We start from the raw sequence: 16195 nt of genomic DNA, 5'->3' as shown, positions 1-16195 counted from the left end.
GGTCGATCCATAACCTGATAGGTCTGGATCGAGACGATCCAGATATCGATTCAGATCACGGCCGGGATTACAGCGCCTGCCAGGTCAGGCCTTCGCCGCGCCGGTAGTAGACGTGCGAGGCCTTGCCATACAGCGCGCTGGCCTGGACCAGGCCGAAGAAGCGGCCGTCGGCGCTGTTGCCGCGGTGGTCGCCGAGCATCAGCACCTCGCCCGCCGGGACGGTCAGCCCGGTGATGTCGGGCCCGCCGCCCTGGCCCAGATCCAGCTGCGCCAGATGCGGGCCGAAGTCTTCGATTTCGCCGACGCCGGCCTGGGCCAGCGGATGGCCGTTGATGCTCAAGTGGCCGTCGTGCAGGTCGACCCGATCACCCCCGACAGCCGCGATACGCTTGATCAGGCGGGTGCCGTCCTGCGGCGAATCGAATACCGCCACGTCACCGCGCTGCGGCTGGCCGGTGTGCAGCAGCTCCACCGAGGTGAACGGCAGGCGCACGCCGTAGGCGCGCATGTCCACCACCACCCGGTCGCCGGGCATCAGCGTGTGCTGCATCGAGCCGCTGGGCACCTGGTAGTGGTTGGCCAAGGTGTCGCGCGCCGCCGCGAGCAGGCCGAGCATGACCAGCAGCGGCAGGGCTTCTTTCTTGAGCCAGCGCAGCAGGCGGTGGTCGGCGGGGGCAGAGGCGGCGGCGGGGGTGTCCATACGGGCGCTCCAGGGAGTGTGTGGCTGTGACCGGACGGGAGGCGGGCAAGTTCCCTGGCCGGGTCCGAAAAAGCTACGCACTGTTTACGCCGGGCGGACCGGGTCGGCATCGCGGTTTTACGGGGCGCGGCCGCATCGTGGCGACACCGCGCCGAAGGGCGCTTCGAAGAGACGTTCCATGACCATCCTGCTGATCCGGCATACACCGTCGAACGCCGTGCCGGACGCGTCGCCGCTGCCTGCGCGGGTCGCCGGGCACCGCCTGGCCTGCCGCGACTGCGACACCCTGCCGGCCCTGGTGCGCTGCCTGCAGCGTGCCCAGCGCAGCCGCCCGGCGCTGGTCCTGATCGCCACCGCGGCGGTCGATGCACCGCAATGGGCCCGTTATGGCCAAGCGCTGCGCACCGCGCTGGAGGACCTGCCGGCGCCGTACATCGAGATGGCCAGCAACGACGACGACGCGCTGGACGAGCACCTGCATCCGCAGCATGCCCCGGCCGCGCGGGTGGTGTGCAGCAGCGGCCGCCAGGATGCGTGTCGCCTGTCGTTGGCGATCGCCGCCCATCGCCTGCAGGCCGTGGAGGGTTGAGCCATGTCGATCTTCATCATCCGTGGGCCGGAAGCGGCCGGGCAGCTGATCCGTACCGCGCAGCCGCTGCCGGCGCTGGTCCTGAAATCCCTGGTGCATCGCGCGATCGATGCGGGCACCACGGTGGCGATACGCGCCTGTGGCTCGGAGCAGGAGCTGCTGGACGCCCTGCGCGTGGCCGATCACAGCCGCGGCGAAGTCACCCTGCTCGATCCCGGTGCGTGCGTGGACAGCGCGCGCCTGCAGCGCCTGCTGCCGCATCTGCACAACGCCTACGTGGAAGTGCACGACGACGATGCGCGCGCCCCGGAGGCGTGCCTGCCGGCGGATGTGGGCCAGCGCATCGGCGTGGCGCGCGGGTACTGCGCGCAGAGCTACATGCACGCGCTGGAGATCGCGCTGGATCACCTGGGGTGCAGTGAGATCGCCGAAGGCGTGCACGTAGGGACGTGATGCGCGGGGTCGGTGGGGCGGCAACCCCAAAAAAAACGGCAGGGTTTCCCCTGCCGTTTTCGTTTCAGTGTGCCGGCGGCAGGCGTATCGGCCAGTCACCGGCGTACCGACCAACGGTCGGTACCTACCGGGATGCCGCGATTACTTCAGGCCACGATTGACCAGCAGCGGTTCCACCGACGGATCCTTGCCGCGGAACTCGCGGTACAGATCGGCCAGCTCCACGCTGTTGCCGCGGGAGAGGATCTTGTCGCGGAACACCTGGCCGTTCGCCGGGGTCAGGCCGCCGTTCTCCTTGAACCACTCGAAAGCGTCATGGTCGAGCACTTCGGCCCAGAAGTAGGCGTAGTAGCCGGACGAATACCCGCCACCCCAGATGTGATCGAAGTAGCTGGTGCGGTAGCGCGGCGGCACCTGCGGCAGGTCGACCTTGAACTTCTTCAGCGCGGCCGCTTCAAACGGAGCGACGTCCTGCAGCTTGGCGTCGGCCGGCTGGGTGTGCCAGGCCAGGTCGAGCAGTGCGGCCGAGAGGTACTCGGTGGTCGCATAGCCCTGGTTGAAGGTGCGCGCCTTGAGGATCTTGTCGACCAGCGCCTGCGGCATCGGCTCGCCGGTCTTGTAGTTCTTGGCGTAGTTGGCGAAGACCTTCGGGTCCAGCGCCCAGTGCTCGTTGAACTGCGAGGGGAACTCGACGAAGTCGCGCGAGGTGCTGGTACCGGCGATGGACGGGTACTTCACCTTCGAGAACATGCCATGCAGCGCGTGGCCGAACTCATGGAACATCGTGGTCACGTCATCGAAGCTCAGCAGCGCGGGCTGGCCGGCGGCTGGCTTGGTGAAGTTGCACACGTTGTAGACCACCGGCTTGGCACCGGTCAGGCCGTCCTGTTCGACGAACACGTCCATCCAGGCGCCACCGGACTTGCTGTCACGCTTGAAGTAGTCGGTGTAGAACAGGGCCAGCGAGGTGCCGTCCTTGTCGAACACTTCGTAGACCTTCATGTCCGGGTGGTAGGTCGGGATGTCGGTACGCGGCTTGAAGGTGATGCCGTACAGCTGCGTGGCGGCGTAGAAGACGCCGTTCTGCAGCACGTTGTCCATCTCGAAGTACGGCTTGATCTGCGATTCGTCCAGGTCGTACTGCGCCTTGCGCACCTGTTCGGCGTAGAAGTCCCAATCCGATGCGGTCAGCTTGAAGCCGCCCTTCTGCGCGTCGATCACCTTCTGCATTTCGCTGATCTCGCCACGCGCCTTGGCAGTAGCGGCCGGCACGGTGTCGGTCAGCAGCTTGAGCGCGGCGGCCGGGGTCTTGGCCATCTGGTCGGCCAGGCTGTAGGCGGCGTAGTTCTCGAAGCCGAGCAGCTTGGCCTTCTGCGCGCGCAGCTGGGCCAGGCGCTGGATGGTCTCGCGGGTGTCGTTGGCGTCGCCCTTCTCGGCACGGGTCTCCGAGGCCTTGAGCACGGCAGCGCGCTGCTCGCGGTCGCTCAGCGAGCCGAGTACCGGCTGCTGGGTGGTGTTCTGCAGCGGCAGCAGGTACTTGCCCTCGAGGTTGCGGGCCTTGGCATCGGCGGCGGCGGTGTTGATCGCATCCTCGTCCAGGCCGGCCAGCTTGGCCTTGTCATCGACGACCACGGCACCGGCGGCGGTCGCGGCGACCAGGCGGGTGTGGAACTGCGTGGCCAGCGTGGTTTCTTCCACGTTGAGCTTGCGCAGCGAGGCCTTGTCGGCATCGTTCAACTGCGCGCCGGCGCGCACGAACTCCTGGTAGTCACGCTCAACCAGGCGCTTCTGCACCGGGTCCAGGCCCAGCGCGTCGCGCTGGTCGTAAATGGTCTTGATGCGGGCGAACAGCTTCGGGTCGAGGTTGATCTCGTCCTGGTGCTCGGCCAGCTTCGGAGCGACTTCTTCCTGCACCTTCTGGCGTGCATCGTTGGTATCGGCCTGGACCAGGCCGAAGAAAATGCGCGACACGCGGGTCAGGGTCTCGCCGCTGCGCTCCAGCGCTTCGATGGTGTTGTCGAAGGTGGCCGGCTCGGGGTTGTCGGCGATCTTGCGGACTTCGGCCAGGTGCTGCTTCATGCCTTCGTTGAAGGCCGGCAGGTAGTCACCGTCCTTGATCCTGTCGAACGGCGGCGCCTGGAACGGCAGCGTGCTGGCGCTCAACAGCGGGTTGGCGGAGGCATCGGCCGGCTGCTGGGTCGGCGCGGGCTGGGTATCGGTCACGGGGGTGGACTCCTTGCCGGAACAGGCCGCCAGCGCCAGGCTGATGGCAGCGGCCAAAACTACGGTACGCGACATGAAACGGGCTCCTTGGATGAGGGCGCGGGATGGAAAATCCCGCAGCCGATCACCCTACTCCCAAAGCCCGCAGGCGGCATGTGCCGGTCGTGGCGCGTGGCTGTGCGGGCCGTGGGGGCTACCCCGTCCGGCCCGCCCGGCGGCGCTCAGACGGTGCCGCGGGTCTTGCCCTGCCAGGGCCGGTAGTACTCGCGGATCGCGGCCATATCGGCCACGTCGTTGCCGGTGGGATGGAACAGCGGGCCGATGCCGATGGTCTTTTCCGGGTAGTGGAAATAGGCGGCCAGCACCGGCACGTCGGCCATGCGCGCGATCTTGAGGAACCCGGCCTTCCAGTGCTGCACGGCCTTGCGCGTGCCCTCCGGGGTGATCGCGTACCACAGGCGGTCTGAGCCGCGGATCAGGCTGACCGCCTGCTCGACGGTGCCCTGCGGCGAACTGCGGTCCAGCGGGATGACGCCGAGCCTGCGCAGCAGCGGGCCCAGCGGCCACCAGAACAGCGAGGCCTTGCCCAGCACCTTGACCTGCATGCCCAGCGCGATCTTCGCCGCCATGCCCCAGAAACCGTCCCAGTTGGATGAGTGCGGGGCGATGATGAACACCACTTTGGGCACATCGGGCAGGGTCCCGGTCACTTTCCAGCCGCCCAGGCGCAGCGTGCAGCGGGCCAGCCAGCGGAGGAAGCGGTTCGGTTTGACCTGCGGCATGTTCGGCGGAACCACCGGCAACAACGGACTTCGGTTGTTCAAGCAATCACTCCCAATTGCGTGTGGTGCGCCCGCGCTTGATCTGCGCGCGCCCCTTTTTGGCGTCCAGACGACGCAGTTTCGACCCGTAGGTCGGCTTGGTGGCCACGCGTGCCTTCGGCACGCTCAGCCCCGCCTGGATGAAGGCGGCCAGTCGATCGCGCGCGTCCTCGCGGTTACGGTCCTGGGTTCGGAAACGCTGTGCATCGATGACCAGCACGCCTTCGCCGGTCATGCGCCGGTCGCGGCGGGCCAGCAGGCGCGCGCGCAACGGCTCGGGCAACGAAGGCGAGCCGGCCACGTCGAAGCGCAGTTCGACGGCGGTGGAGACCTTGTTGACGTTCTGGCCACCGGCGCCACTGGCGCGCACGAACCGCTCGACGAGTTCCGTGTCCGGAATCGTCAGGTGCGCGCTGATGGTGACTGGCCCGTTGCCCATGGGCGGCATTGTAAGGGGAGGACCCGCCGGCCGGGGGGCTGCAACGTGCGTGGATATCGTCGATAACGTCCTCAATTACGGCCTGATGACGCCATCGCAGGTATTCTCCGCAGTCCACGCAACGCAGGATGCTCCGCCATGTCCCTGATCCGCCCGATGGCCCGCCGCGGCCTGAGCCGCCTCACTCTGGCCCTGGTCCTGGGCCTGGCCGCGATCGCGCCGGCCCTGGCCGCACCGCCGTCGGATGCCGACATCAACCGGCTGCTGGCCGCGTCGCGGGCGCAGAGCATGCTCGATACGATGCTGCCGCAGATCGAGGCGATGCAGCGCCAGCAGTTCCAGCAGGTGGCGCAGCAGCGTCAGCTGGACGCGACGCAGCAGGCGCAGCTGCAGCGGATCGAGCAGCGGACCAGCCAGACGGTGCGCCAGGCGCTGTCCTGGAAGGAGCTGCGGCCGATGTACGTGGATCTGTACAAGCAGACCTTCAGCAAGGAAGACGTGCTGGCGATGGCCGAGTTCTACGAGAGTTCGGCCGGGCAGAGTCTGTTGGACAAGACGCCGGCGCTGATGCAGAACGTGATGGTGGCGATCCAGACCAAGATGCAGCCGCTGTTCGTGGATCTGCAGAAAGACCTGGAGGCGATCGTGAATGAGCCGGCGCCGGCGGCCGCGCCCGCCAGGAAGTAACCGGTAGAGCCGACCGCTGGTCGGCTATCGCACGGCATCAGGCGTCAGGCGAGTTCCCAGCCAAACAGATCCATGGCCTTGCGGAACTCGCCGTCCACCGGCGCGCTGATGTCCATCGGCGTGCCATCCGGATGCGGGAAGCGCAGGCGCTCGGCGTGCAGGAGCATGCGGTGGATGCCCTGCATGCGGAAGCTGCGGTTGTGGCGGCCATCGCCATGGCTGGTGTCGCCGATCAGGTGATGCGAGAGGTGCTTGAGGTGGCGGCGGATCTGGCGGAAGCGGCCGGTCTGCGGCTGGCAGCGCAGCAGGGCGTAGCGTGAGGTCTCGAACTCGCCCATCGGGATGGCGATCTCGCCCACGGCGACGCGCTGGAAGTGGGTGATCGCCTGCTTCTTGACCGGTTTGCCGGGGCCGCCATCGAGGTCGTGGTCGACGGTGAAGGCGTCTTCGGCCGGCCAGCCGCGGCAGATCGCGAGGTAATCCTTGGTGACGTCGCCGCCCATCAGCGATTTGCCGAGCACGCTGGCGCTGTCGCGATCAAAGGCGAGCAGCAGGCAGCCGCTGGTGGCGCGGTCCAGGCGGTGGACGAGGAAGATCGGCTTGCCGAGCTGTTCGCGCAGGCGGTCGGCGAGGAAGTCGTCTTCGCCCCGGGCGAGCTTGCTGTCGTGGACCATCAACCCGGCGGGCTTGTTGACCACGGCAAGCTGGTCGTCCAGGTACAACAGCTGCAGGGGGGGAAGGAGGGCGCTCATCGGCGCCACCAGGCACTGGCCAGCGAGAACACGCCCGCCGCGCCGGTCACCCAGCTCCACACTGGGGCATCGCCGAAGTACCAGCCCCCCGGCTGCAGGCCATACAGCACCGCGGCGACGATCATCAGGCCGACGCCGGCGATCGCGGCCACCGCGCGCTTCTGCAGTTTCTGCACGCTGACATTCAGCGCCGCCAGATCGCGCGAGCGCATCGACAGTTCGTGGTCGCCTTCCACCTGCTGGCGCAGCCAGGCGTGGACCAGGCGCGGCATGTCCGGCGTATGCGTCATGATTTCGGGCAGGCGCTTGCGCACTTCCTTGAGCACGCGGCGCGGGCTGTAGCGCTCGCGCAGGATGCGTTCCAGCACCGGCCGCGCGACCGCCCAGATGTCCAGCTCGGGATCGAGCTGACGGCCGACGCCTTCGATGTTGAGCAGGGTCTTCTGCAGCAGGATCAGCTGCGGCTGCAACGTGAGCTCGTAGCGCTGGGCCACGCGGAACAGCTTGATCAGCACCTCGGCCAGCGAGATCTGCGACAGCGGGCGGGTGAAATAGGGTTCGCATACCGAACGCGCGGCCGCTTCAAGTTCGTCGATGCGCACGTTGTTGGGCATCCAGCCGGCTTCGACATGGAGCGCGGCCATGCGCCGGTAATCCTTGTTGAAGATGGCCATGAAGTTCTCGGCCAGGTAGTACTGATCTTCTTCGGAGAGCTGGCCCATGATGCCGAAGTCCAGCGCGATGAAGCGCGGGTTGGCGCGGCGCGCCGGATCGGTGTCGACCCAGATGTTGCCGGCGTGCGCATCGGCGTGGAAGAAATTGTCGCGGAACACCTGGGTGTAGAACACCCGCACGCCCTTGGCGGCCAGCGCCTTGCGGTCGATGCCGGCCTTGTCCAGCGCGACGATGTCGTCCGACGGGATGCCCCACACGCGTTCCAGGGTCAGCGCGCGCTCGGCGGTGTGGCTCCAGATCACCTCGGGCACGTACAGATCGTCCGAGTCCATCCAGAACCGGCGCAGCACGCTGGCATTGGCGCCTTCGCGCTGCAGGTCCAGCTCGGCGGCCAGGGTGTTCTCGACCTCGGCGACCACTTCGCGCGGGCGGATCTTGTCGGCGCGCGGGTGGGCGCGCTCGATCAGCGCGGCGGCCGACTTCAGCAGCGCGATGTCCGCGTCGATCTGTTTTTCGATGTCCGGGCGCAGCACCTTGACCACCACCTGGCGGCCGTCGGCGAGCGTGGCCGCGTGCACCTGTGCGATCGAGGCCGAGGCGAGCGGCTGCAGGTCGAAGCTGGCGAACGCTTCGCTGACCGGGCGGCCGAGCGCGCGCTCGACGATGGCCTGCGCGGTGGCGCCGTCGAACGGCTTGACCCGGTCCTGCAGCAGGGTGAGTTCGTTGGCCACATCGGCCGGGATCAGGTCACGGCGGGTCGAGAGGATCTGCCCGAACTTGACGAAGATCGGGCCGAGGTCCTGCAGCGCCAGGCGCAGGCGGGCCCCGCGCGACTGTGCGGCAATGTCGGCCGAGGCACGCGGCACGAACGGCTTGGCCAGGCGCAGCCAGCGCTCGGCCGGGGTGCCCTGGAGCAGATCGTCGAGGCGGTAGCGCAGGATGATGCGGCCGATGCGACTGGCCCGGAAGATCGCCTTCATGCGCCCACCTGCCGCAGGCGCTGCACGCGCACGGCCAAGCGTTCGACGTCATCACGCATCACGTCCACATCGTCGTGGAAGGCATCCAGTTCTGCTCGCGGTACCACGTCGCGCGACTCCTCGGTGACAAATTCAGCGGCGCTGTGCGCCAGGTCGGACGCGCCGCGGCGGGCGTGCTGCAGGGCCGAGCGCAGGGCGTTGGCGATCTGCACGCCCATCACCTCGCCGAACACGCGCACGAACGGCTGCTGCCAGTCCGGATCGAAACGGGTCGCCAGCTGCTGCAGGCGGCGGGCCAGCTCGGCATCGCCGGAGACCTTGACCCGCCCGGCCGGCGCGTCGCCGCCGCGGCGTGCGTTGGCCAGGAACGGCAACTGGGCCAGCACCCCACCCAGCGTGCTGCGCACGGCCAGGTCCGGCTCCTGCTGCGGGTCGACCGGACCGACCGTGAGGCGTTCACCGTCCACCCCGATCCGCATCGCCAGCGCGGGCGATTCCAGGGTCAGGGCGATGTGGCGGCCATCCAGCGCGGCCAGCGCGCTGCGGGTGTCCGGGTCCAGCGCCAGCGCGCGGTTGAGCGTGAGCTGCAGCGCATTGCCGGCCAGCGGTTTGAGGGAGGAGAGCAGGGAACGGGCCATCAGCGCATTCTACCGCGCCCCCTTGAACGACGGGCGGCGAGCGCGACGACACGGCAGAGGGTGTTTGCCGGGCACCGACTCGGTTCATGCTATGGCTCCCAACACAGCAGCAGGAGCGGCAACAGGCATGGGCAAGACCCGGGTAGGCATCATCTTCGGCGGCCGGTCGGCCGAACACGAGGTTTCGCTGCAGTCGGCGAAGAACATTCTCGATGCCTTGGACAAGGAGCGTTTCGAAGTCAGCCTGATCGGCATCGACAAGCAGGGCCAGTGGCACGTCAGCGACCCGCATGACTTCCTGCTCAACGCGGGCGATCCGGCACGGATCGCATTGCACCGCTCGGGCAATGCGGTGGCGGTGCGGCCGGGCCTGGAGCGCCAGCAGCTGGTCCCGACCGACCCGGCCACCGCGCTGGAGCAGATCGACGTGGTGTTCCCGATCGTGCACGGCACGCTGGGCGAGGATGGCTCGCTGCAGGGCCTGCTGCGCATGGCCAACCTGCCCTTCGTCGGCTCCGGCGTGCTGGGCTCGGCGGTGGCGATGGACAAGGACGTGGCCAAGCGCCTGCTGCGCGATGCCGGGCTGGCGGTGGCGCCGTTCGCCTGCTTCAACCGGGTCACTGCGGCCCGCGCCGATTACATCGCGCTGGTTGCCGAGCTGGGCACGCCGCTGTTCGTGAAGCCGGCCAACCAGGGCTCATCGGTGGGCGTGAGCAAGGTGCGTACCGAAGCGGAATTCCATGCCGCGCTCGCGCTGGCACTCTCGTTCGATCACAAGGCGCTGGTGGAATCGGCGATCGACGGCCGAGAGATCGAATGCGCGGTGCTGGGCAACGAGCACCCGGAAGCCAGCGTCTGTGGCGAGGTGGTCGTGCACGATGATTTCTATTCCTACGACACCAAGTACATCAGCGAAAACGGTGCGGACATCGTGGTGCCGGCGGCGATCACGGCGGCGCAGCAGGCCCGCATCCGGGACATCGCGGTGCAGGCCTACCAGGCGCTGGACTGTGCCGGCCTGGCCCGGGTGGATGTGTTCCTGACGCCGGCCGGTGAGGTGGTGATCAATGAGATCAACACGCTGCCCGGCTTCACCCGCATCAGCATGTACCCGAAGCTGTGGGCGGCCAGCGGCCTGGATTACACCGCGCTGATCACGCGGCTGCTGGAGCTGGCGATGGCCCGGCATGCGCATGAGCGCGATCTGCAGAGCTCCATCGCAACGACGGCCTGAGCATCGTTGCCGATGTCAGGCCGTCATGGTTTCCGCTGCGCGTCCCACGCCGGAGAGAGGTGGCGTGGGACGCGCGGGACACTAGGTCCGCTTGCGGAACATCGACACCACCGCCAGGATCAGGAACACGACGAACAGGATCCAGGCCACGTTGCTGGCGGCGCCGGCAATGCCCGAGAAACCAAGTACCGCCGCGATGATGGCGATGACAAAAAAGATGACGGCGTAATGCAGCATGTCGACCCTCGCGTTGATGCGTGCCGGAGTTGGCGTGGGGCCATGTTCACCAACCTGCGGTGTTCAGGGAGTGATGGATTCCTGTGCGTTCGATGAAGATGCCAGCCGCGCCAGCCCTTCTTCGATGCTGACCCGGGGCACATAGCCGAAATCGCGGCGCGCCGGTTCCATGCTGTACCAGTGCGGGGTGCACAGCTGCTCGGCCAGGAAGCGGGTCATCGGCGGCTCGCCGCGCAGGCGCAGCAGCGGCCACAGCCGCTCGCAGACCGCGCCGATCCGGTAGGCCGCCTTGAAGCTGATCGACTTCGTCACCGGCGGGGCATCCACCGCGGCCAGCAGCTTGTTGAGCAGCTCGCGCATCGGCAGCGGCTCGCCGTTGGAAATGAAATAGGCCTTGCCGGCGCAGGCCGCCCCCGGCGCGAGGTGCTCCAGGGCCAGGAAGTGGGCGAGCGCGGCGTTGTCGATGTAGGTGGTGTCGACCTTGTTCTGGCCGTCACCGACGAAGCGCAGGCGGCCGGCGCGGGCACGCTCGGCCAGGCGTGGCACCAGCTGCTGGTCGCCCGGGCCCCAGATCAGCCGGGGGCGCAGCGCGATGGTGGCCAGGCGTGCATCGTTGGCCGCCAGCACGCGCTGTTCGGCGATGGCCTTGGTGGCCGCGTACGGTGCCTGGAAGTTCTCGCCGTAAGGCACCTCGTCCGCGCCCAGCCCTTCGACCGGGTGGGTGGCGCGGTGGGTCACGCTGGGCGTGGAGGTGTAGACCAGCCTGCCGACGCCGTGCGCACGGCAGGCCGCGATGACGTTGTCGGTACCGACCACGTTGGCCTGGTGGTAGCTGTCATAGCTGCCCCAGGCACCGGCCTTGGCCCCGTTGTGGAAGACCGCATCGACCCCGGCCACCGCGTGCATCACCGCCTGCGCATCGGCCAGGTCACCGCGGATCTGGCCCACCCCCATCGCCTGCAGCGCGGGATAGTGGCCCCGGTTGAACGCCAGCACCTGGTGGCCGCGCTCGATCAGCCCCTTGCACAGGGCCTGGCCGAGGAATCCACCGCCGCCGGTCACGAGGATCTTCATGCGTGCTGCTCCAGTTGCGTGGTGGCCCAGACCGCGAGCTTCTCGCGGCCGATCTTGGCGTTGTGGCGGATGTCGACCGGGAAGCCCGGGTGGGGCAGGAAGCGCTCGATGCGCGCGGTATGCGCGTGCGCGGCGGCCTCACGGCGCAACCGCTCGACCAGCGCGGGGGAATCGGCGATACCGGGCAGCAGTTCGTAGCACAGCACCGGCACCTGCCGGCCTGGCGCACCCACGCCGACCAGCGCGGTGCGGGCGATGCCATCGAGCGCGTTGAACAGCGGCTCGACCTGCTCGGTGTAGAGCGGGCCCTGCGCGGTTTCCACGCGCTGGGTCTTGCGCCCACAGAACCACAGCCGGCCCTGCGCATCGAAGTAGCCGACATCGCCCATCCGGTGCACGACCCGCGTGCTGCCCTCGGCCAGGGTCTCGGTGATCTTCGCCGCGGCGGTGGCCTGCGGGCGGTTGAAGTAACTGTCGGTGGCGGTCGGGCCGGCCACGGTGATTTCGCCGACCTCGCCGGTACCCAGCACGCGGGCCTGCGACCAGGCCGGCAGCGGCGCGTCGTCGATGGCGATGATGCGCACTTCGTTGGGTGCGACCACGCGGCCGACGCAGGTACCGGCGCCGGCCTCGGTGGCCTGGCGGGTGTTCTCCAGCTCACGGCCTTCGATCACGGCGACGGGCAGGCACTCGGTGGCGCCATAGGGCGTCCAGAACTGGGCGTCGTCGGGCAGCAGGCGGCGGATCCGCGCGACCACGTCGGGCGGCACCGGGGCGCCGGCCGAGGTGACCCGGCGCACGCCGGGCAACGGCTGGCCATGGTCGGCCAGCACCCGCATCAGCGCCGGCGAACCGAACAGCTGGGTGACGCCGAAACGGTTGATCGCATCATGCAGCTTGCGCGGATCGGCCTGGGCCGGACGGGTCGGGTCCATGTCCGGGATCACCGAGGTCAGCCCCAGCGCCGGATCGAACAGCGCGAACGGCGGGAAGGTCGGCAGGTCCACCCCACCGGGCTCCATCCCGAAGGCGGCGCGCAGCAGCTCGACCTGGCCGACGAAATGACGGTGGCGGTAGACCACGCCCTTGGGCACGCCGGTGGAGCCGCTGGTGAACAGGATCGCGGCGACATCCTCGCCATCGGTCGGGGCCAGTGCGGGGGCCGCCGTGGCGCCCTGGGCTTCCAGCCGGGCCAGGGTGGTGCCACCCCAGCCCCAGCGGCGGCCGACGGTCACCAGCAGGCGCGCGGAGCGGCACCAACGCAGGGCCAGGCGCGCCACGTGGGCCAGGCCGATACCGATGAAGGCCTCCGGCTGGGCCTCGTCCAGGCACTGTTTCAGCGCGCGCTTGTCGATGCCGGGGTCGACCAGCACCGGCACCGCGCCGTTCTTGAACAGCGCGAACATCAGCAGGAAGAACTCCGGCGAGGGCCGCACCATCACCACCGCGCGCACGCCGCGGCCGATGCCGTGGGCCGCCAGGCCGGCCGCCATCGCGTCGCTGCGGGCATTGAGGGTGCGGTAATCCAGGGTGACGTCATAACGCGCCATGCCGCCGGGCCCGGGCTTGCCGGGGCAGCGGATGGCGATCTGGTCGGGGCGTTCACGGGCCAGCTCGGGCAGGCGCGCGGCGATATTGATGGCGCTGTTCATCCGTTCATTGTCGCCGCTGCAGAAAATTCTTGCGCGCCGGCCGTGGGCGTGGAAAATTCGCGGCCTTCCCACCCATCCACGCATGGCGTGGATCTACGCGTCTCCAGCCGGTGCCCCATGCCCCATCCCTGCCTCACCTGCGGCGCCTGCTGCACCCAATACCGTGTGGCCTTCCATTGGATGGAATCCGACGAGGTCACCCCCGGTGGCGTCCCGCACGAACTCACCCAGGTGCTGGACCCGCACCGGCTGTGCATGCGCGGCACCCTGTCCAAGCCGGTGTACTGCGTGGCGCTGGATGCGGAGATCGGGGTGTATTCGCGCTGCAGCATCCATCCCAACCGCCCCAGCGTCTGCCGTGAGGTCGATGCCTCGTGGGAGTACGGCAAGGCCAGCCCGCAGTGCGACAAGGCGCGCGTGGCGCACGGCATGCCGGCGCTGACCCTGGCCGACTGGCGCTGGCGGGACGAGGCGGGCAATGACGATGATCATCCCGATGACAACGGGAGTTCCCCGGCGCCGCCGCAGGCACCGATCGCGGCATAAGACCCGTACCGACCAACGGTCGGTACCTACCGGATCGGCGATGGGTAGGTGACGACCGTGGGTCGTCACGCCGATCAGATCGGGTTGCGATCCAGGAACGCGCGGATCTTCGGCACCAGCACCTCATGCTTGTCTTCCAGCACGTAATGCCCGGCATCCTCGAAGGCGTGCACTTCGGCCTGCGGCAACGCGGCCTGGAAGCCCTTCAGGAAGTGGTGGTCGAACACGAAATCGCGCAGGCCCCAGCCGATGAAGACAGGTCGGTCGGCGTACGACGGCAGCGTCTGGCCGGACCGCTCCAGCAGTGACCAGGCCTTGTCGGCCGGCGACAGCGGGATGTCCTGCATGAAGCGGATGGTGCTGATGCGGTTGGCGTAGCTGTTGTACGGCGACACGTACGCGCGGCGCACGTCCGCCGGCATCTTCCGTTCCACGCCCAGCCACGAGGCACCGGACGAGAAGGCGTTGAAGGTGCGGATGATCCACTCGCCCACCTTCCAGTGGCGGCCCAGCGCGATCTGCCACGGCATCGTCTTCGCGGCCGGCATCGGGAAGGCGGCGGTGTTGAGCACCACCAGGCGCTTGACCTGGGCATGGTGCGAGAGCGCCCAGCCGAAGCCGATCATGCCGCCCCAGTCGTGCACGGCCAGGGTCACCGGGCCGGTGATGCCCAGGTGCGCGAGCAGCGCATCCAGGTCGTCCACGCGCGACTGCAGGGTGTACTCGTAGTGCGCGTCATCGGGCTTGTCCGACAGGCCCATGCCGATATGGTCCGGCACGATGCAGCGGTAGCTGTCCGACAAGCCGGCCACCAGGGTGCGCCAGTAATAGCTCCACGACGGGTTGCCGTGGACCATCACCACCACCTCGCCATCGCGCGGGCCTTCGTCGAGATAGTTCATCGACAGACCGGGACGCACCTCGAAGCGGTGCGGATGGGCGGGGTAACCGGGCAGCTGGGGCATGCAAACGCACCTGTGAAAAGGGCCGGCAGAACCGGCCCTTGATGTTCAATTCCAACGCCGCGGCAGGCTGCGGCGCGTGGTTTACCAGACCACTTCGGCCATCGAGCAGTTCAGGCCCGAGCCGATGCCGAGCAGCGCGATGCGATCGCCCTTCTTCAGCTTGCCCAGCTGCTTGAGCTTGCTCAGCACGATCGGCACCGAGGCCGGGCCGATGTTGCCGTGCTCGCCGAAGATCGTCATCACCTTCTTCGGGTCGATGCCGAAGTTCTTGATGAAGGCGGCGGTGTGCGGCTGGCTGACCTGGTGGATCACGAACTGGTCCAGTTCCTCCACGGCCCAGCCCAGCGCTTCGCGGGCGGCGACGAAGGTCTTCTGTGCCAGCTTGATGCCTTCGATCAGCAGCATGCGGGTATCGGTGACCATGCGGTCCAGGTTGCCGCGGCACAGCTGATTCCACTCGGTGGCCGAGCGGGTCACGCCACCGCGGTAACGCGGGGCATCGGGCACCAGCTCGGTGCGCGCCATGACCATCGCCGCGGCACCGCAGCCCAGGGTCAGGGCGGCCATCTCGTTGCGGAAGTCATCAGCGGTCACGCCTGGCAGGGCCATGCGCTCGAGGGTCTTCTCGTACACCAGGTTGGCGGTTTCACCGTCGACGATCAGCGCGTAGTCGATCTCGCCGCGTTCCAGCATGCGGGCGGCGATGTCCATGCCGTTGATGAAGGCCAGGCAGGCATTGGCGACGTCGAAGGTCATGCATTCGTCGCCGACCCCCAGGTTGCCCGAGACGATGCTGGCCGTGGACGGCTCCAGGTAATCGCGGCTGACCGAGGTGTTGACCAGCAGGCCGATCTTGTCGGCGCCGATTCCGGCGTCTTCCAGGGCTTTGCGGGCGGCCAGCGTGGCGGCGTCGGAGGCCAGCATGTCGGCATCCCACAGGCGACGGGCATGGATGCCCGCGATGTCGCCGAGCACGTCGGTACGGATGCCAAGGCGATCCAGCGTCGGCTTCAGCCGTTCGTTGATTTCCTTGGACGTCAGCGTGTGCGGCGCGTCGATGTGCGCCAAGCCGGCGATCGAGACATTCTTGAAGAGCATCAGTTAGCGCCAAGGCTCAGGCAAAGGGGGCGTTATTGTAAGCCGGCACGGCTTTCACCGCACCTTTACGAATTCACGCCCGGGCGTATGGTCCGGGCGCGGTGTGAAGGGTTCAGCGTGGCGGGCACTGGAAGGCCAGGAAGCGCTGGCTGCCATCGGCAGGCAGGCCCGAGGCCTGCACGGCATTGGCACCGGCACTGGGTGCCTCGTTGCGTGCCAGGGTTTCCAGCTCTTCCTGCACGCGCAGCGGGTTGCGGTTGTAGAAGGCGACCTTGCTCTTAACGGTCACCACCACCTCGCCCTTGCTCTGGCAGCCGCTGGGCGCAGGGCCGGCCGGCAGCACGCGGACCGTCTTCCCGGACGACTCGATCGGCACCCAGGTGCAGGCGGAAACGCTGAGGATCAGGGCGGACAGAAGCAGAATGCGCATGG

The 16195-nt window shown here is 68.2% G+C and carries 18 protein-coding genes; 5 read left to right on the top strand and 13 right to left on the bottom strand.

Translation table 11 applies throughout. From position 1 onward, the window contains the following. Positions 1-67: 67 nt before the first annotated feature. A complete protein-coding gene (gene lepB / locus AB9O74_RS08570) occupies positions 68-700 on the bottom strand; it encodes a signal peptidase I (RefSeq protein WP_369349031.1) in 633 nt (210 codons plus the stop codon). A gap of 178 nt (positions 701-878) precedes the next feature. Here lepB and AB9O74_RS08565 point away from each other — a divergent pair, with 178 nt between their 5' ends. Beyond that, the gene (locus AB9O74_RS08565; protein ID WP_369349030.1) at positions 879-1289 is read left to right on the top strand and encodes a hypothetical protein; all 411 of its coding nucleotides are present in this window, start codon (positions 879-881) and stop codon (positions 1287-1289) included. A 3-nt stretch (positions 1290-1292) separates the two neighbouring features. After that, entirely contained in the window at positions 1293-1742 is a 450-nt protein-coding gene (locus AB9O74_RS08560) for a 3-dehydroquinate dehydratase (protein WP_046272278.1), read from the top strand. Between the two features lie 141 nt (positions 1743-1883). Here AB9O74_RS08560 and dcp read toward each other — a convergent pair whose 3' ends face one another. The 3 genes from dcp to arfB all read right to left on the bottom strand — a co-directional run bounded on the left by dcp (position 1884) and on the right by arfB (position 5225). Further along, a complete protein-coding gene (gene dcp / locus AB9O74_RS08555) occupies positions 1884-4040 on the bottom strand; it encodes a peptidyl-dipeptidase Dcp (protein ID WP_369349029.1) in 2157 nt (718 codons plus the stop codon). Between the two features lie 146 nt (positions 4041-4186). Further along, a complete protein-coding gene (locus AB9O74_RS08550; RefSeq protein WP_241696584.1) occupies positions 4187-4747 on the bottom strand; it encodes a lysophospholipid acyltransferase family protein in 561 nt (186 codons plus the stop codon). Between the two features lie 46 nt (positions 4748-4793). Further along, positions 4794-5225 carry an alternative ribosome rescue aminoacyl-tRNA hydrolase ArfB gene (arfB, locus tag AB9O74_RS08545; protein ID WP_121044396.1) on the bottom strand — a complete coding sequence of 144 codons (432 nt, stop codon included), beginning with the start codon at positions 5223-5225 and terminating at the stop codon, positions 4794-4796. A 156-nt stretch (positions 5226-5381) separates the two neighbouring features. On the opposite strand from arfB, the gene AB9O74_RS08540 reads away from it, so the two are divergent. Continuing rightward, the gene (locus AB9O74_RS08540) at positions 5382-5912 is read left to right on the top strand and encodes a DUF2059 domain-containing protein (protein WP_241696585.1); all 531 of its coding nucleotides are present in this window, start codon (positions 5382-5384) and stop codon (positions 5910-5912) included. A 44-nt stretch (positions 5913-5956) separates the two neighbouring features. Here the strand turns inward: AB9O74_RS08540 and AB9O74_RS08535 are convergent, their stop codons facing one another. The 3 genes from AB9O74_RS08535 to AB9O74_RS08525 are packed head-to-tail and all read right to left on the bottom strand — an operon-like array spanning position 5957 to position 8957. Continuing rightward, the gene (locus AB9O74_RS08535) at positions 5957-6664 is read right to left on the bottom strand and encodes a pseudouridine synthase (RefSeq protein ID WP_369349028.1); all 708 of its coding nucleotides are present in this window, start codon (positions 6662-6664) and stop codon (positions 5957-5959) included. Beyond that, the gene (ubiB, locus tag AB9O74_RS08530; RefSeq protein ID WP_369349027.1) at positions 6661-8319 is read right to left on the bottom strand and encodes a ubiquinone biosynthesis regulatory protein kinase UbiB; all 1659 of its coding nucleotides are present in this window, start codon (positions 8317-8319) and stop codon (positions 6661-6663) included. Before ubiB ends, AB9O74_RS08535 begins: the two co-directional genes overlap by 4 nt. Beyond that, on the bottom strand, positions 8316-8957 hold the full coding sequence (locus tag AB9O74_RS08525) for an SCP2 domain-containing protein (protein WP_176990214.1): 642 nt from the start codon (positions 8955-8957) through the stop codon (positions 8316-8318). The genes ubiB and AB9O74_RS08525 overlap by 4 nt, the downstream gene beginning before the upstream one ends. A gap of 127 nt (positions 8958-9084) precedes the next feature. Here AB9O74_RS08525 and ddlA point away from each other — a divergent pair, with 127 nt between their 5' ends. Then, a complete protein-coding gene (gene ddlA / locus AB9O74_RS08520) occupies positions 9085-10191 on the top strand; it encodes a D-alanine--D-alanine ligase (protein WP_369349026.1) in 1107 nt (368 codons plus the stop codon). 81 nt (positions 10192-10272) lie between these two features. Here ddlA and AB9O74_RS08515 read toward each other — a convergent pair whose 3' ends face one another. From AB9O74_RS08515 to oleC, 3 genes are all read right to left on the bottom strand, one after another. Further along, a complete protein-coding gene (locus AB9O74_RS08515; protein WP_019184873.1) occupies positions 10273-10428 on the bottom strand; it encodes a DUF1328 domain-containing protein in 156 nt (51 codons plus the stop codon). Between the two features lie 63 nt (positions 10429-10491). Then, the gene (gene oleD / locus AB9O74_RS08510; protein ID WP_369349025.1) at positions 10492-11502 is read right to left on the bottom strand and encodes a 2-alkyl-3-oxoalkanoate reductase; all 1011 of its coding nucleotides are present in this window, start codon (positions 11500-11502) and stop codon (positions 10492-10494) included. Then, positions 11499-13154 (bottom strand): olefin beta-lactone synthetase, encoded by a 1656-nt coding sequence (oleC, locus tag AB9O74_RS08505; protein ID WP_369349024.1) that lies wholly within the window; start codon positions 13152-13154, stop codon positions 11499-11501. The genes oleD and oleC overlap by 4 nt, the downstream gene beginning before the upstream one ends. Before the next feature lie 117 nt (positions 13155-13271). On the opposite strand from oleC, the gene AB9O74_RS08500 reads away from it, so the two are divergent. Continuing rightward, positions 13272-13700, top strand: a complete 429-nt coding sequence (locus AB9O74_RS08500; RefSeq protein WP_369349023.1) for a YkgJ family cysteine cluster protein — start codon at positions 13272-13274, stop codon at positions 13698-13700. Positions 13701-13774: 74 nt separating this feature from the next. Here the strand turns inward: AB9O74_RS08500 and AB9O74_RS08495 are convergent, their stop codons facing one another. The 3 genes from AB9O74_RS08495 to AB9O74_RS08485 form a co-directional block, all read right to left on the bottom strand. After that, positions 13775-14665, bottom strand: coding sequence for an alpha/beta fold hydrolase (locus AB9O74_RS08495; protein ID WP_369349022.1), 891 nt, complete (start codon positions 14663-14665; stop codon positions 13775-13777). Between the two features lie 81 nt (positions 14666-14746). After that, the gene (locus AB9O74_RS08490) at positions 14747-15763 is read right to left on the bottom strand and encodes a 3-oxoacyl-ACP synthase III (RefSeq protein ID WP_019184878.1); all 1017 of its coding nucleotides are present in this window, start codon (positions 15761-15763) and stop codon (positions 14747-14749) included. A 112-nt stretch (positions 15764-15875) separates the two neighbouring features. Further along, entirely contained in the window at positions 15876-16193 is a 318-nt protein-coding gene (locus AB9O74_RS08485) for a DUF4156 domain-containing protein (protein ID WP_176990219.1), read from the bottom strand. Positions 16194-16195: the final 2 nt, after the last annotated feature.

Origin of the sequence: Stenotrophomonas sp. JAG2, from assembly GCF_041080745.1 — a bacterium.
GTDB lineage: Bacteria > Pseudomonadota > Gammaproteobacteria > Xanthomonadales > Xanthomonadaceae > Stenotrophomonas > Stenotrophomonas maltophilia_AA.
This window is presented reverse-complemented; position numbering and strand designations above follow the sequence as displayed.

Bases quoted from the DNA above. Each gene is read 5' to 3' on its own strand.
- dcp (WP_369349029.1), bottom strand. From the start codon at position 4,040: ATGTCGCGTACCGTAGTTTTGGCCGCTGCCATCAGCCTGGCGCTGGCG.
- lepB (WP_369349031.1), bottom strand. From the start codon at position 700: ATGGACACCCCCGCCGCCGCCTCTGCCCCCGCCGACCACCGCCTGCTG.
- AB9O74_RS08490 (WP_019184878.1), bottom strand. From the start codon at position 15,763: ATGCTCTTCAAGAATGTCTCGATCGCCGGCTTGGCGCACATCGACGCG.
- AB9O74_RS08560 (WP_046272278.1), top strand. From the start codon at position 1,293: ATGTCGATCTTCATCATCCGTGGGCCGGAAGCGGCCGGGCAGCTGATC.
- AB9O74_RS08565 (WP_369349030.1), top strand. From the start codon at position 879: ATGACCATCCTGCTGATCCGGCATACACCGTCGAACGCCGTGCCGGAC.
- AB9O74_RS08535 (WP_369349028.1), bottom strand. From the start codon at position 6,664: ATGAGCGCCCTCCTTCCCCCCCTGCAGCTGTTGTACCTGGACGACCAG.
- ubiB (WP_369349027.1), bottom strand. From the start codon at position 8,319: ATGAAGGCGATCTTCCGGGCCAGTCGCATCGGCCGCATCATCCTGCGC.
- arfB (WP_121044396.1), bottom strand. From the start codon at position 5,225: ATGGGCAACGGGCCAGTCACCATCAGCGCGCACCTGACGATTCCGGAC.
- AB9O74_RS08495 (WP_369349022.1), bottom strand. From the start codon at position 14,665: ATGCCCCAGCTGCCCGGTTACCCCGCCCATCCGCACCGCTTCGAGGTG.
- AB9O74_RS08485 (WP_176990219.1), bottom strand. From the start codon at position 16,193: ATGCGCATTCTGCTTCTGTCCGCCCTGATCCTCAGCGTTTCCGCCTGC.
- AB9O74_RS08550 (WP_241696584.1), bottom strand. From the start codon at position 4,747: ATGCCGCAGGTCAAACCGAACCGCTTCCTCCGCTGGCTGGCCCGCTGC.
- oleC (WP_369349024.1), bottom strand. From the start codon at position 13,154: ATGAACAGCGCCATCAATATCGCCGCGCGCCTGCCCGAGCTGGCCCGT.
- AB9O74_RS08500 (WP_369349023.1), top strand. From the start codon at position 13,272: ATGCCCCATCCCTGCCTCACCTGCGGCGCCTGCTGCACCCAATACCGT.
- ddlA (WP_369349026.1), top strand. From the start codon at position 9,085: ATGGGCAAGACCCGGGTAGGCATCATCTTCGGCGGCCGGTCGGCCGAA.
- AB9O74_RS08525 (WP_176990214.1), bottom strand. From the start codon at position 8,957: ATGGCCCGTTCCCTGCTCTCCTCCCTCAAACCGCTGGCCGGCAATGCG.
- AB9O74_RS08515 (WP_019184873.1), bottom strand. From the start codon at position 10,428: ATGCTGCATTACGCCGTCATCTTTTTTGTCATCGCCATCATCGCGGCG.
- oleD (WP_369349025.1), bottom strand. From the start codon at position 11,502: ATGAAGATCCTCGTGACCGGCGGCGGTGGATTCCTCGGCCAGGCCCTG.
- AB9O74_RS08540 (WP_241696585.1), top strand. From the start codon at position 5,382: ATGGCCCGCCGCGGCCTGAGCCGCCTCACTCTGGCCCTGGTCCTGGGC.